The organism is Arthrobacter sp. TJ-238, assembly GCF_058269215.1.
Map to the genome: position 1 here is coordinate 126704 of NZ_JBZCNH010000002.1, position 14518 is coordinate 141221.

The following is a 14518-nucleotide window of genomic DNA, read 5'->3' on the forward strand; positions in this document are numbered from 1 at the left end:
TTGCGGCTCGACCCCCGCGTGTCGCGGCCCCTCGGCGTCGTCCGGCGTCCTTCGCCTAGGGCGCGAGCGCTGCGCGGAGGACCGCCGCGATGCTCCCCGTGACCTGTTCCTCCGTGACGGCCTCGGGATCGGCCGCGCACTCCACGGCCATGCCGTTCACCGTGGCCAGCAGGATGGTCGCGAAGACGGTGTAGTGCTCGGGGTCCGACGGCGCTCCGAAGGCGCCCGCCCGCTCGGCGAGGGTGGTGGCGAGGAGGGTGCGGCGAGTGCGCCGGTGCTCGCGGAACACGGCGCCCACCTCGGGGTCCCGGCCGGCCTGCAGGGCGAACTCGACCACGAGCGCGTGCCAGCGACCCTCCCGCAGGACGCCGCGGGCGAGGTAGCGGGCGGTGTGCAGGACGGTCTCGTCGAGGGAGCTGATGTGGTCCACCTGGCTGAGTACGTCGGCGGCGGTGTCGGCCAGGCGCTCGCTCAGCAGCGTGGCGAACAGCTCCTGCTTCGAGCCGAAGTTGGAGTAGACGGCGCCCTTGGTGTACCCCGCGCGCTCGGCGATGGTGTCCAGCCGGGCGGCGACGTAGCCGATCTCCTCGAAGACCTCCAGGGCCGCGACGAGCAGGCCCGCCCGGACGTCCTCGCGGCGGGGGCGCCGTCGTGGCCGCCCCGCCGTCGTGCTGCCGTTGTCCGTGCTCGTCGTCATCCGACCTCCTCGAGCTAGGATACCATTGGTACTGAATACTCTTGGTATTGAAATGAAGGATGCCGTGACCCTCTCCCCGCCTGTCCCGTCCGCCGACCAGACGGCCGACGGCGCGCCCGCCGTCGCCGTGGAGGGACTCACCCTGCGCGCCGGGCAGCGCACGATCTTCGAGGACGTCACCTTCGAGGTCCCCGCCGGTGCCCTCGCCGTCCTCGCCGGTCCGTCCGGAACCGGCAAGAGCCCACTGGCGCTCGCGGTCGCCGGGCGGCTCACCGCGACCGCCGGGCGCGCGACCGTGCTCGGGCTCGCCCTGCCCCGGCACGCCGGCGCCGTACGCCGCCGGGTCGGTATCACCGGCAACGCCACGGTGACGCCGCTCGACGAGACGCTCACCGTGAAGCACCACGTGACCGAGGCGCTGGAACTGGCCGGCCCGTGGTGGAGGCCCTCGGCGTCCCCCGCGCACGTGGACCGCACCATCACCGCGGCCAACGACCTGCTCGGCGTGCTCGAGGGCGTGTTCGAGGACGTGGACGGGAATGCCGTGACGCCCCTGATCAGGGCCCGGCTCCACCGGAGCCAGCTCGTCCGGGACGCCGCCCCCGCGGCGCGTTTCACGCTCGGCCTCGTTCTCGCACTCGCCTCCGACCCGGACATCCTCGTGGTGGACGACGTGGACCAGCTCCGCACCGTCCACGAGCGGCGCGCCGCCTGGGCTGCACTGCTCACGCTCGGACGGACCGGCGGGCACGGGAAGCCGCTCACCGTCGTCGCCACCTGCCAGGACCGGCGGGAGCTCGACGACGTCCTCGACTCCGGACACCACCTCGGTGCACTGCCCCTGCGCCCCGTCACCGCCCACACCCTCGGGGCACTCCCGTCCCCGGCACCCGAAATCAGGTAACGCGTGTTCTCCCTGCTCCGCACGGAACTCTCCCGCTTCCGCATCACCCTCACCGCGAAGGCCGCCCTGCTGGTCATCGCGATCATCCCCGCCCTCTACGGAGGTCTCTACCTCGCCGCGAACTGGGACCCTACGCGCCACCTCGACCACCTGACCGCTGCGGTCGTGAACGAGGACCGGCCTGCCACCGCCGCCGGTCCCGGCGGCGCCGAGAGCACCATCTCGGCAGGGGCCGACCTCGCCGGGTCGCTCACCTCCTCGGCCGACGCAGGCTTCACCTGGGTCGAGGTCGGCAGGGACGAGGCGCAGGAGGGCCTCGACGACGGCACCTACGCCGCCACGCTCGCCATCCCGTCGGGGTTCTCGTCCACCCTGGCCTCCGTGGGCGGCGACACCCCGGCCCGGGCGATGCTCGACATCACCACCGACGATGCCGACAGCTACATCGTGGGCCAGGTGGGCAACACCGTCGCCGCCAACCTGCAGCGGCAGGTGCAGTCCGGTGCCACGGAGGACTATCTGGACAGCATCTACCTCGGCTTCTCCTCGCTGCACGGCAAGCTCACCGAGGCCGGCGACGGTGCCGGCAGGATCGCGGACGGCGCCAGGAGCGCGGACGAAGGGTCCGCATCGCTCGTCGTGGGGCTCGGGAGCCTCGTCGACGGCAGCTCCCAGCTCTCCTCCGGCAGCGCCCAGGTGGCGGCCGGCGCCACCGACCTCGCCACGGGGACGGGCGATCTCGCCGCCGGCCTGGATCGACTCGACACGGCGACGGCGGACCTCGTGCCGCAGTCGCAGCAGCTGGCGGACGGCACAGCATCCGCCGCCACGGGCGCAGCGACACTGCGTGATGGTGCCGCCGGACTCGCCACCGGGACGCAGTCGGTGGCCGACGGCGCCGCGCAGCTCCCGGGTTCGGCGACCACCCTGGCGGACGGCACCCGGCGTGCGGCCGACGGCGTCACGCAGGTCGGGAACGGGGCAGGCGCCCTCGCGGCGGGAGCCACCGGGCTCCGGGCCGCAGCCGACGAGGCGGCGGCCGGTTCGCGGACCGTCGCCGACGGCCTCGCCGGGCTCGCCGCGAACTACGGCTCCCTCTCCGACGCCGAGCGGCTCGCCGCCCTCCAGCAGCTGGCCGCGGGCGCCGATGCCGCCGCCACGGGCAGCGAGGGGATCGCAGGCGGCGCCGGGGGCCTCGCCGCCTCGGCCTCCGACCTCTCCGCGGGAGCCGGGAGCGCTGCGGCCGGTGCATCCGCCGCAGCCGACGGCGCCGCGTCGCTGGCAGCGGGTGCCTCCGACCTCTCCCAGGCTGCGGGTGCCGCTGCCGGCGGGGCCGCGCAGGTCTCCGAGGGTGCCGCAGGCCTCGCCGACGGGCTCGTGCAGCTCCGGACCGGGACGGCAGCACTCGCCGACGGCACACCCGACCTGCGGGACGGCATCGTGTCCGCGTCCGACGGCGCCGACCAGCTCGCAGCGGGAGCGTCGACGCTGAGCAGCGGTGCCGGGCAGGTCGCCGGGGGAGCGGCAGGCCTCGCCGACGGCTCCGCCCAGGCGTACGACGGTGCCACCCGGCTCGAGGACGGGCTCGGGGCGCTGTCCACCGGATCCTCCGACCTCGCCCGGCAGCTCGACCAGGGCGCCGGGCAGGTCCCGGACTACGACGAGGCGCAACGCTCCGTGCTGAGCGGCGTCGCGGCCTCGCCCGTCGCGATCGAACGGACGCACGCCAACGCCGTGGACGCGTACGGCGAGGGTATGGCCCCGTACTTCATCCCACTGGCGCTCTGGGTGGGCGGCATCATCACGTACACCGTGCTCCGGGCCGTCTCGCCGCGGGCGCTCGCGTCGACGGCCGCCTCCTGGCGTGTCTCGGCCGCCGGCTACCTGCAGGGTGCGCTCTTCGCGGTGCTGCAGGCCCTCGTGCTCCTCGGCGTCCTGGTCGCCGCCGTCGGACTGACCACACCCCATCCGCTGGGGCTGCTGGCCTTCACCGTCCTCACCGCCCTCGTGTTCACGGCGATCCACCAGGCGCTGGTCGCGCTCCTCGGGGGCGTCGGCCGCCTCGTGGCACTGGTGCTCCTGATGCTGCAGCTCACCTCCGCGGGCGGCACGTATCCCGTGGAGACCGCGCCGGGCTTCTTCCGGTTCCTGAGCCCTCTGCTGCCCATGACGCACGCCGTCGAGGGGTTGCGCCACCTGATCGCAGGCGGTGACGTCGGCGTCGTCTGGCTCGCCGCCGCGCAGCTGGGAGTCTTCTTCGTGCTCGCAGCGGTGGTCTCGGTGCTGGCGTCCCACCGTCGCCGTTCCTGGTCCATGGAGAAGCTGCACCCCAGCCTCGCGATCTGACAACCATGCGTCCACAGGCTCCAGGAGCGCATGCGTTCCGGGGGAGGACCGCCTAGGTTGGGTAGGTACCCGTTCCCGTCAGGAAGGCACCATCCCATGATCTTCATCGTCGTCAAGTTCACCGTGAAGCCCGAGTGGAGCGACCGCTGGATCGACCTCACGCGGGACTTCACGGAGGCCACGCGCCGGGAACCGGGCAACCTGTGGTTCGACTGGTCGCGCAGCGTCGAGGACCCGAACCAGTTCGTCCTCGTCGAGGCGTTCCAGGACGATGCCGCGGAGGCCCACGTGAACAGCGACCACTTCTCGCAGGCGATGCGGGACATGCCGCAGGCCCTCGTGGAGACGCCGGAGATCATCAGCGAACGCATCGGCGCCGAGGGCTGGGGCCGGATGGGCGAGCTGACGATCGCCTGACGCTCCCGCGTCAGGCGGCGCTTCCCGCGCCCGCGGGCAGTGCCTGCTGCAGGATGAAGTCATCCTCGAAGCGGTCGCCGAGGCGGAACCGCTTGGTGCCGACCTTCCGGAAGCCGTGCTTCCCGTAGAAGCGGATGGCACGGGCGTTCTCCTGGTTCACGCCGAGCCAGACACCCGACAGGCCCGACGCGGCCGCGAGGTCGAGGGTCGCGGTCATCAGGGCCGCGGCCGAGCCCCGGCCGTGGTGGCCCGGGTGGACGTAGAACTTGCTGAGCTCGACGACGGGCGAGATCGACAGCGCGGACAGGACGTCGGCATCCGTGGGCTGGTCCAGGACGATCATGCTCCAGCCGGCGATCCCGCCCTGCTCGCGCAGGCACAGGATGGTGTGCCCGGGCAGGTCGGCGAGGGCCGCGAACCGTTCGGCTGACAGGTGCGTCTCGATGTGCTGCCGGATGTCCTCGGGCCGTGAATCCGCGGGGCAGGCGAGGGGGAAGGTGACGGCTGCGCAGGCGGCGAGCGCTGCGGCGTCGTCGGCCGTCGCCGTCGAGATGTCGATGGTCATGCTTCCAATCTAGGACGAACGACAGCAGGACGCGGACCGGGGTCCGCGTCCTGCTGTCGTGCTGCTGTCGTTACCGGTCCGCGCCGGGTAGCGGCCGGGACTAGCCGAAGACCGGCTCGCCGTTGCGGGTGAGCTTCCAGTTCTCCTCGAAGAACGTGGCCGGGTCGATGGTGCCCTTCGCGATCAGGTAATCGATGAGGAGCTGCCGGATCTCGGTGGTCTGGTTCACGAGCACGGGGGCCGTCGCGATGTGCGGGAAGTTGCCGCCGCCGGACTGCCGGTAGTTGTTCGTGGCCACGGCGAAGCGCTGGGCCGGGTCGATCGGCGCACCGGCATAGCTGAGGTTCACGATTCGCTCGCCCACGGGCTTGCTGATGTCGATGTCGTAGGAGACACCGGACATCATGTCGTAGTTGTAGTCGGGGGTCCCCCCGGCGTTGGTCAGCGCGGCGGGATCGACGGGTGCTCCCGGAGCGGTCTGCGTGAAGTACTTCGCCGAGTACTCGAGGTAGTCCTTGACCTGTGCGCCGGTCAGTTCGACGCCGAAGAGCGTGTTCGGGAAGACGTACAGTCCCGCCATGTCGCGGATGGTCACGGGACCCTGCGGGATCACGGCCGCCCGGTTGAAGGGCGCCACGATCGACAGGACCGGGAGGTCCGCGTTCGGTGTCCCGTCGAGCGCACTGTCCACAGCGCCGGCCTGGACCTCGTTGACGAAGTCCATGACGGCCGTGTCGCGGATGCGTGCTTCGGCGGCGGACATCGTCTCGGTCGCAATGCCGATCGGTGTGTTCACGTAGTCGATGGTGCGCTGGTGCTGGTCGGCCGCGATGGCCGAGATCTTCGGGTCCGCAGGCACGGTGTTGGTGTTGAGCAGCTCCGAGTTCGCCGACGTGACGTCCCACTGGCCGCGGACCTTCGTGAGTTCGAAGTCCATGACGGACAGGCGCATGCCCCAGTTCTTGGGCTCCGTGAGGAGCACCTGCTCGCCGGTCTGCTTGTTCGTGACGAAGCGCTCCGGGATCTCCTGGTGCTCGTGGCCCGCGAGGATCGCGTCGATCCCGGGGACCTGCTCGGCGATCAGCGTGGAGGCGTTCTCGACCGGCAGTGCCCCGCCGTAGGATGACGTGCCGGAGGGGCCCGAGTGCGAGCTGACGACGACGACGTCGGCGCCGGCGGACCTCATCTCGGGGACGTACGTGCGCGCCTGCTCCACCATGTCGTCGAACACCAGCCGGCCCTCGACGTTGTTCTTGTCCCAGATGGCGCTGCCGGGGGTGGTGAGCCCGAGGATGCCTACCTGGATGGGCTTCTGGCCCTTCAGCTTGACCGTCCTGATTACGTAGGGGGTGAAGGCGTCCTCGCCCGTGACCGCGTCCTTGACGTTCGCGCCGAGGAGCGGGAAGTCGAGCTGCTCCTCGTAGGTGCGCAGGAGGGGGAGCCCGTAGTTGAACTCGTGGTTGCCGAGCGTGGTGGCGTCGTAGTCCATGGCGTTCATCGCGGCAGCCATCGGATGCGTCTCGCCGGTCTCGGAGACGGGCTTCACGGTGGCGAAGTAGTCCGTCAGCGACGTGCCCTGGATGGTGTCGCCGTTGTCGATCAGGAGGGTGGATTCCTCGCCGCGGTCCGCGCGGACCTGGTTGACGAGGGTCGAGATCTTGGCGAGTCCGACGTCGTTGTGCGCGGCGTCGTCGTACTCGGCGTTGGTGAAGTAGTCCCAGTTCTCGATGTAGCCGTGGAGATCGCTGGTACCCATGACGGTGATCGAGACCGTCGGGTCCTTGGGGCCCTTGCCTCCGCCGGGTGCGGCGGTCGCGGCGGGTGCGGATCCGATGGCTGCGATGCAGCCGATGGCGACCGCCGCGATGGCGCGGCGGTGCCCCCTGGTGAAACTTTCTGACACGTGGAATCAGCTCCTGTAGGAATGCGGTGGCAGCAGCGTACCCGTGACCGGTGACACACTGGTGACGCTGGCCTTGCTCCGGGTGAACGGAGGGGGTCGCGTACCGGGCGGCCGCTCCAGGTCCGCCCGCTGGGGAAGCCACGCCGGGGAGGACCGCGAATGACCATGGACACGGAGCAGCAGGATGTTTACCGGGAGGATGTACTCGGCCCCGGCTACGAGGTGCGGACCCTTCCGTTGCGCCCCGACGACGAGGGCGACGTGGTGGCGACCCTGATCCGCAGCACGATCCCCGGCGGTTCACGGAAGGCCGTGCTCTACGTCCACGGATTCGTGGACTACTTCTTCCAGACGCACCTCGCCGATGCGTGGCATAGGGCCGGCTTCGACTTCTACGCCCTGGACCTGCGGAAGTACGGGCGGTCCCTGCGCGGCCACCAGACGCCGAACTACATCACGTCCCTCGAGGACTACGACGAGGAACTGGACGAGGCGGCACGCATCGTCCGGGAGGAGGGCCACGACGTCCTCGTGGTCATGGCGCACTCGACGGGCGGGCTGGTCACCTCCCTGTGGGCGCACCGGCGTCGGGGCCGCGGGATCGTCGACGCGCTCGTCCTCAACAGCCCCTGGTTCGACCTCAACGCGAGCCTGTTCCAGCGCACCCTCGGCACCGCGGCGCTGCATCGGATAGGGACGCTCAGGCCGCGCACCGTCGTCGGGACGCTCGGCTCCTCCTACGGCCACTACCTGCACCGCGACACCGGCGGGGAGTGGGACTACGACCTGACGTGGAAGCCGCACAGCGGCTTCCCGGTCGTCGCTGCCTGGCTGGCCGGCATCCGCCGCGGGCACGCCGAGCTCAAGCGCGGCCTCGCCATCGACTGCCCCGTGTTCGTCGCGTGCTCCGACGCCACCTCGAACCCGGCGAAGGAGCCTGCACGGGTCTCGTCCACCGACGTGGTGCTCGACGTCGAGCACATCGCCGCTCGTACCCCGAAGCTGGGCAGCCTCGTCACCCTGGTGCGCATCGCGGGCGGCATCCACGACCTCACGCTGTCACCGGAGCCGGCCCGGTCGGCGTTCTTCGCCGAGCTCGCACGCTGGCAGGAAGCGTACGTCCCTGCGGGGCCCGAGCGGTGACCCGCGTGGAGCAGGTCGCACGCGACGACGGCGGGAGCGTGCGGTCGCTCGCGGCGCTGCGGGCCGCCTGGGCTGCGGAGGACGCCGGAGCCGTCACCCGCTCCGGGGTGGGCGGTCCGGCCGGTGCGCCGCCGAGTGCGCTCGGGGCGGCACCGGCGACCCCGGTCGGCGAGGGGTTCGCCGAGGGGTTCGCCGAGGAGTTCGCCGCCTGGCTCGAGACGCAGGACCGTGTGTTCCTCCTGGCCCGCGACGACGACGGCGACCCGGTAGGGATGTGCAATCTGCAGTTCTTCAGACGCATGCCGAGGCCGGGGGCGCCGTCGTCGTGCTGGGGCTACCTGGCGAACGTCTACGTGCTGCCCGCCTACCGCGGCGCGGGCGCGGGTGGCGAACTCGTGGCTGCTGCCGCAGGGTGCGCACGGGCCGCGGGTGCGGTCCGGCTGGTCACCGCCCCGACGGAACGGTCACGGTCGCTCTACCGGCGGCACGGGTTCGGCGCCGCGGATGCGCTGCTGGTGCTGCCGCTCTCCTGAGCGTCGCCCTCAGCCGCTGTCAGGCCGGACGGCGTGCTGCCAGGCGTTCGGCGAGGGCGTACTCCTCGCACATCGCCGAGTGGGCCAGTGCGAACACCCTCGCATCGGAGCGCAGTTGGCCGATGAGCGCGAGGGCGGAGCGGGCGTCCCGCACCTCGGGTTCGAGGAGCTGGGCCGCGGTCGCCTGGAGCCTGCCGGCCCCCGCCTTCGCGGCCGCGAGCCGGAGCCCCTGGGCGGCATCGCGCCACTGTTCGGGGTCAGGGCTGCGGAAGGCATGTTCGATGGTGAGGATGCGTTCGTCCAGCAGATCGGTGAAGCGGGAGACGAAGGACGACGCGGCCCGGTGCGAGCCCAGTTCGTCGACGAGCCTCGAGACGGCTGCCTTGTCGATGATGGGCTGCACGTAGACTCCTTCCACTCAGGACCGGTGGCGGAAGGTCACCGGAAGGGACCTTCTCGGGTCCCCACCGCGTGCCCAGTCTTCCCGTGCAACATGAAGCTGGAGCGCAGGACGGCTCGAGGTTTCATCAAGATCCCCCGAAGCCGGGGCGAAGCCGGAGGTCGGTCGTCAGTCATCGGGGCCGAGGACATCCGGCGATGCTTCTCCTGCCGCGATCCCCTTCAGCTGCACGAGGATCGCCCGGCTCGGTGTCGAACCCGTGTTCTCCCCGGAGTGGCGTTGCGCCGGCAGCCACACGGCCTGGCCGGCGGTGAGTCGCGTATCGAAGACCCTGTCGCCGGCGGAGAGCCGGCGTGAGAAGGAGCTCAGCGCGATCAGGACGCTGTTCGGGTGATCGTGGAGCGTCGTCGCGTCGCCCGGTTCGTCGACGTACTCGAGGACGCGGACGAGGTCGTTCTCCCAGAGCACCGAGTAGTGGTCGGGGTCGGTGATGGTCGGATCGTCGTTGATCATGGCTGGACTGTACGCCGCTTCCGATGCGGCGGCCAGACCGCACGGCGGACCGGGCGCGGACTCAGGTGTCCTCGTGCGCGATGTCGTAGACCAGCACCGCGAACTGCCCCTGCTGCTCGACGGAGCGGAGGGTCAGCCGGTCGGACTCGACGCGCAGGGGCAGCAGCGGCGCCCCTCCGGTCAGGGTGACGGGCGCGAGGGCAACCTCGAGCTCGTCGAGCAGGCCGGCGGCGAGGAACTGTCCCGCGAGATCACCGCCGCCCACGATCCAGATGTCCCGCCCACCCGCTGCCTCGCGGATCTGCTCGAACACCGGCCGCACGTCGCCCGAGACGAGCCGCACGTCCGCACCCTCCGGGACGGGCAGGTCCCTCGTGGTGAAGACGAAGGTGGGCCGATCCGCGTACAGGGTCCGCCACTTCTCGGGCTCCTCGAGGAGATGCTCGAACGCCAGCACCCACTCGTACGTCGTCGAGCCCTCCACAAGCACACCCACGGACTCGAAGAAGCGCTCGTAGTTCGCGGGGGGCGGAGGACGGTCGACGGCGAAGAGCCAGTCCAGCGAGTTGTGCTCGTCGGCCAGAAAGCCGTTGAGCGTGGAGGCCGTGTAGAAGACGACGCGAGTCATGGGCCATTCCATCATCCGGCGCTCGCTGCGGGAAGGGGAGAGTCGCCGGGCTACCCCCGCGCCTCGACCCCGCCGATGAACCGCCGCACGAGGGCGTCGAACTCCTCCTCGCGTTCGATCTGCGGCATGTGCCCGGTCTTCTCGAACAGGTGGAACTCCGCGTGCGGGAAGACTGCCCGGGCGTGCTCGAGGTGCGACGCCGGCAGGATGCGGTCATCCTCGCCCCACACCACGAGCATCGGCTTGTGCTGCGCCGCGATCGTGCGCAGGAGCTCGGTCCGCCAGCGACGGCGCACCCCGCGGAACGTGCCGAGATGCCGTGCGACCGCGAGCAGTACCTCGTCGTGCACCGGGTTCCCGCCGACGGCCTGTGCGTGGTCGAGCCGTTCCTCCGTGACGAACTTCCTGTCGTAGAACAGTGCGCGTTCCGTGCGGTACGCGACCCTGCGTGACTTGTCCTTCATGAGCCGCCGGCCGAGTGGACGGATCGCGAGGATGCGCAGTGCGAGGGTGACCTCCTTGCCGAAGCCCGCACTGTTCGCCAGCACGAGGCTCCGCACGCGCGCCGGTTCCAGTGCGCTGATCTTCATGGCCACCGCGCCGCCGAGCGAGTTGCCCACCACGTGCAGCGGCCGGTGCTCGCCGAGGGTGTCCAGGGCCGCGATGACGAACCGCGCGATCGACTCCAGCGAGTAGCGGCCCGCGGTCCGCTCGGACAGGCCGAACCCCGGGAGGTCCACGCTGATGACCCGGTGGTCCGGTGCGAGCCTGCCGTACAGTCCCTCCCAGTCCTCCAGGCTGCGCCCGATGCCGTGCAGCAGGAGTACGGGAGGCTGGTCCCGCGTACCCTCGTCGCGGTAGCGGACGCGGATCCCGTCGACGGTTAGGAAGCCGCCGTCCGGTGCTGTCGGGAAAGACGTGCGCGCCGGTGACCGTCCGGCGCCGCTCATCGCCGCGCCTTCCCGGCGAGACGGAGGAGCCTCGTCCCGCTGCGCTCGAGGGTGCCGAAGGACATCGGCGCCAGGCGGGCGACGACGTCGGGCACCTTGGCGCTCAGCCCGATCAGCAGGCGGGGCCGCCGGGCCTTGACGGCCTCGAGCATCAGCTCGGCGGCCTTCTCGGCGGGGAACGTGAGGAGCCTGTCGAAGTCGTCCTTCGCGCGTTCCACATCAACGTCCCTCAGGTTCCCCCCGATGCGCGCGTTGCGCGCGATGCCCGTCCGGATACCACCGGGATGCACGGTCGTGGTGCCGATTCCGCGCGGCAGCAGCTCGTTACGGAGCGCCTCGGTGAACCCGCGCAGTGCGAACTTGCTGGACGAGTAGGCCGTCTGGCCCTTCGGCCCCACGAGCCCGAACAGGCTCGAGACGTTCACGATGTGCCCGCCCGCGCTCATCCGCGGCAGCAGATGGTGCGTGAGCCGCACGGGTGCGGAGAAGTTGATGGCCATGACCCAGTCGAAGTCATCCAGGCTGATCTGGTCGAACTGCCCGGCCAGCGCCACGCCGGCGTTGTTGACCAGGAGGTCCACCCGGTCGGTCGCGGCCAGCAGATCGGCGGCGAGGCAATCGACGGCGTCGCGGTCCGCGAGGTCGGCCACGAACGTGGTGACCCCGCCGCCGGGGTAGGTGGCGCGGATGGAGGCGGCGACGGCGTCGAGCCTCTGCGCGTCGCGGTCGACGATCAGCAGGGTGCTGCCGCGCTCGGCGAGGCCGCGGGCGAGGTGCTCGCCCATCCCTCCCGCGGCTCCGGTGACGACGGCGGTGGCACCGGCGAACTGGAAGGGGCGGATGCTCATGCGTGGATCTCCTGCAGGTCGGGCGCGGGGGCGGTGGGCGGGGCGGGTGCGTCGAAGACCATGTTCCTGGCCAGGTTCCCGCGGAGCGCCGTGGGGGCGTCGAGCAGGTAGTTCTGCCGCATGGTCCACGGCTGCCGGTCGCCCTGTTTGGGGAAGGCCGAGACGGCGCGCTGCACGTAGCCGGAGGTCAGGTCGAGGATGGGCCGGGCCTTCATGTCGCCGTCGGCGACAGGGGCGCCGTAGCCGTGGCCGTTGCGGTCCATGTGCTTGATGAGGCGGCAGACGTAGCGCGAGCTGAGGTCCGCCCGGAGCGTCCAGGAGGCGTTGGTGTAGCCCACGCACAGGGCGAGGTTCGGCACGCCGCTGACCATCAGCCCCCGGTACACCCACGAGTCGCCGAGGTCCACGGGACGCCCGTCCACGGTGAAGGTGGCACCGCCGAGCGGCAGCATCACCAGGCCCGTGGCCGGGACGACGACGTCGGCCTCCAGCTCCCGCCCCGAGGCGAGGCGGATGCCGGTGGGGGTGAACGTGTCGATGGTGTCCGTGACCACGGATGCCCTGCCGGACTTCAGGGCCTTGAAGAAGTCGGCGCCGGGGGCGACGCACAGGCGCTGGTCCCACGGGTTGTACGCGGGGGTGAAGTTCTCCTCCACGGTCTTCTCGTCGTCGAGGATCCGCGCGGTCTGCGTGCGGATGAGCTTCTTGGCGATCTCCGGGCGGCGGCGGCACAGCTGGTAGAAGGCATGCGTGAACAGGACGTTCTTGGCACGGGCCACGTGGTGGGCGATCCCGGCGGGCAGGTGCCGGCGTACGGCGTCCGAGAACCTGTCCCGGCTCGGCACGGCCGTGATGTAGGTGGGGGAGCGCTGCAGCATGGTCACGTGCGCGGCGTCCTGTGCCATGGACGGGACGAGCGTGACGGCGGTGGCGCCACTGCCGATCACGACGACGCGCTTGCCCGCGTAGTCGAGGTCCTCGGGCCAGAACTGGGGGCGCACGGTCTCGCCCTGGAAGGACTCGTGGCCGGGGAAGGACGGCTCGTACGCGTGGTCGTAGTCGTAGTAGCCGCTGCACAGGTAGAGGAACCCGCAGGTGAGCTGCCGGCGCTCGGTCGTGACACGGCCGCCGTCGTCGTCCGTCACGTCGAGTTCCAGCGTCCAGCGGGCGTCCGCCGAGGACCAGGCCGCGCCGACCAGCCTGGTGGAGAAGCGGATGCGCTCGCGGATGCGGGGGTCCTCCGCGGTCTCGCGGATGTACTGCAGGATCGAGGAGCCGTCGGCGATCGCCTTCGCCTCCGTCCACGGGCGGAACGGGTAGCCGAGGGTGAACATGTCGCTGTCGGAGCGGACGCCCGGGTAGCGGAAGAGGTCCCACGTGCCGCCGATCGCGCCGCGCGCCTCGAGGACGGCGAAGCTCTTGCCCGGCAGCTCCGTGGAGACCCGGTAGGCGGCTCCGATGCCGGAGAGACCGGCGCCGACGATCACGACGTCGAGGTGTTCGAGGGAAGTGTCCATCCTCCCATTGTCCCGGCGGGCGACGGGGCCGGGCTTGACTCCACGCGACAGGTATTTACCCTTGGACGACATGGGCTCCGTCATCCGATCCGCCGGCATGCGCGGCTTCCGCGACGTCGTCGAGCAGTTCGGCGGGGACGCGGCGGCGCTCGCGGCGCAGTACCGCGTGCCGTTGGAGGCGATCGACAGCGACGACGTGCTCGTCTCCGATGTCGCCATGGCGAAGCTCCTCGAGGGCGCGGCCCGCCAGCTGCCCTGTCCCGATCTGGGCCTGCGCATGTCGGAGTACCAGGACATCGGCATCCTCGGCCCGCTCGCGGTGGCCGTGCAGAACTCACCGACCGTCGGTGCGGCGCTCGACTGCGCGTCCCAGTTCCTCTTCCTCCACAGCCCTGTGCTCCGCTTCACGATCGTGCCGGACCCGGAGGGGCGGAGCGGGGCGCTGGGCCTCTGCTACGGCTCCTCGCAGGGGACGCCGCCGCGCCAGGCCACCGACGCGATCCTCGCCTTCGCACACCGGATGATCCGCTTCCTCGTCGACGGGCCGTACGGCCTCCACTCGGTCCATCTCTCCCACCAGCCCAGGGTGCCGGCTACCCGGTACACCGGGTTCTTCGGCGCGGAGGTGCGGTTCGGGCAGCCGGCGTCGCTCCTGCGGGTGTCGCGGAGCCTGCTGGACCGGCCGTTGGACGGTGTGGACGGCACGCTCCGAGAGATCGCCCTCGAGTACCTGCACAGCCACTACCCCGAACCCGGCCGGGTGGTCGCGCCGCAGGTCAGGAACGCCATCGACCGCATGCTCGGTACCTCGCCGCCGCGGATCGATGCGGCGGCCCGGCTCCTCGGGGTGCACCCGCGCACCCTCCAGCGTCGACTGGCCGCCGAGGGTGCCACCTTCGAGGTGCTGCTCGACGACGCCCGCCGTGATGCGGCGCTGCGGCTGCTCACGCGAACCGATCTGCCGCTCCAGCAGGTCGCGGGACTCATCGGCCTGTCCGAGCAGTCGGCACTGACGCGGTGCGTGCGCCGGTGGTGCGGGATGACGCCGAGCGCCGTCCGCGTGGGCGGCCCCGGTTCACCGGTCGGTGTCCTGCCGGACGGCCCGGGCTTCCCGTCCGGTGCCCCGACCTAGACTGGCTGGCAACGGACGGGTA

Annotated in this window: 15 protein-coding genes; 6 read left to right on the forward strand and 9 right to left on the reverse strand. The window is 71.2% G+C overall.

The genetic code is table 11. The features are described from left to right. Positions 1-55 precede the first annotated feature (55 nt). A complete protein-coding gene (locus AC4D2O_RS03940) occupies positions 56-697 on the reverse strand; it encodes a TetR/AcrR family transcriptional regulator (RefSeq protein WP_490905299.1) in 642 nt (213 codons plus the stop codon). 64 nt (positions 698-761) lie between these two features. Between AC4D2O_RS03940 and AC4D2O_RS03945 the strand changes: the two genes are divergently transcribed. From AC4D2O_RS03945 to AC4D2O_RS03955, 3 genes are all read left to right on the forward strand, one after another. Further along, entirely contained in the window at positions 762-1601 is an 840-nt protein-coding gene (locus AC4D2O_RS03945) for an ATP-binding cassette domain-containing protein (RefSeq protein WP_490905300.1), read from the forward strand. 3 nt (positions 1602-1604) lie between these two features. Beyond that, the gene (locus AC4D2O_RS03950; protein WP_490905301.1) at positions 1605-3947 is read left to right on the forward strand and encodes a YhgE/Pip family protein; all 2343 of its coding nucleotides are present in this window, start codon (positions 1605-1607) and stop codon (positions 3945-3947) included. Between the two features lie 96 nt (positions 3948-4043). Next, positions 4044-4364, forward strand: a complete 321-nt coding sequence (locus AC4D2O_RS03955; protein ID WP_490905302.1) for a putative quinol monooxygenase — start codon at positions 4044-4046, stop codon at positions 4362-4364. A gap of 10 nt (positions 4365-4374) precedes the next feature. Here AC4D2O_RS03955 and AC4D2O_RS03960 read toward each other — a convergent pair whose 3' ends face one another. Then, positions 4375-4929, reverse strand: a complete 555-nt coding sequence (locus AC4D2O_RS03960; protein WP_490905303.1) for a GNAT family N-acetyltransferase — start codon at positions 4927-4929, stop codon at positions 4375-4377. A 100-nt stretch (positions 4930-5029) separates the two neighbouring features. Continuing rightward, a complete protein-coding gene (locus AC4D2O_RS03965) occupies positions 5030-6832 on the reverse strand; it encodes a bifunctional metallophosphatase/5'-nucleotidase (protein ID WP_490905304.1) in 1803 nt (600 codons plus the stop codon). A 159-nt stretch (positions 6833-6991) separates the two neighbouring features. On the opposite strand from AC4D2O_RS03965, the gene AC4D2O_RS03970 reads away from it, so the two are divergent. After that, positions 6992-7975: an alpha/beta hydrolase gene (locus tag AC4D2O_RS03970; protein WP_490905305.1), complete on the forward strand. Its 984-nt coding sequence runs from the start codon at positions 6992-6994 to the stop codon at positions 7973-7975. Positions 7976-7980: 5 nt separating this feature from the next. Then, positions 7981-8508: a GNAT family N-acetyltransferase gene (locus tag AC4D2O_RS03975; RefSeq protein ID WP_490905306.1), complete on the forward strand. Its 528-nt coding sequence runs from the start codon at positions 7981-7983 to the stop codon at positions 8506-8508. 19 nt (positions 8509-8527) lie between these two features. On the opposite strand, the gene AC4D2O_RS03980 is transcribed toward AC4D2O_RS03975, so the two are convergent. The 6 genes from AC4D2O_RS03980 to AC4D2O_RS04005 form a co-directional block, all read right to left on the reverse strand. Next, positions 8528-8911, reverse strand: coding sequence for a hypothetical protein (locus AC4D2O_RS03980; protein WP_490905307.1), 384 nt, complete (start codon positions 8909-8911; stop codon positions 8528-8530). Between the two features lie 165 nt (positions 8912-9076). Beyond that, on the reverse strand, positions 9077-9421 hold the full coding sequence (locus AC4D2O_RS03985; RefSeq protein WP_490905308.1) for a cupin domain-containing protein: 345 nt from the start codon (positions 9419-9421) through the stop codon (positions 9077-9079). A gap of 61 nt (positions 9422-9482) precedes the next feature. Next, positions 9483-10049, reverse strand: a complete 567-nt coding sequence (locus tag AC4D2O_RS03990) for a dihydrofolate reductase family protein (protein WP_490905309.1) — start codon at positions 10047-10049, stop codon at positions 9483-9485. A 50-nt stretch (positions 10050-10099) separates the two neighbouring features. Then, complete coding sequence (locus AC4D2O_RS03995; protein WP_490905310.1) at positions 10100-10999, reverse strand: alpha/beta fold hydrolase; 900 nt, start codon at positions 10997-10999, stop codon at positions 10100-10102. Next, on the reverse strand, positions 10996-11847 hold the full coding sequence (locus tag AC4D2O_RS04000; protein ID WP_490905311.1) for an SDR family NAD(P)-dependent oxidoreductase: 852 nt from the start codon (positions 11845-11847) through the stop codon (positions 10996-10998). Before AC4D2O_RS04000 ends, AC4D2O_RS03995 begins: the two co-directional genes overlap by 4 nt. Continuing rightward, complete coding sequence (locus AC4D2O_RS04005; RefSeq protein ID WP_490905312.1) at positions 11844-13364, reverse strand: flavin-containing monooxygenase; 1521 nt, start codon at positions 13362-13364, stop codon at positions 11844-11846. The genes AC4D2O_RS04000 and AC4D2O_RS04005 overlap by 4 nt, the downstream gene beginning before the upstream one ends. A gap of 70 nt (positions 13365-13434) precedes the next feature. On the opposite strand from AC4D2O_RS04005, the gene AC4D2O_RS04010 reads away from it, so the two are divergent. Beyond that, on the forward strand, positions 13435-14496 hold the full coding sequence (locus tag AC4D2O_RS04010) for an AraC family transcriptional regulator (RefSeq protein WP_490905313.1): 1062 nt from the start codon (positions 13435-13437) through the stop codon (positions 14494-14496). Positions 14497-14518: the final 22 nt, after the last annotated feature.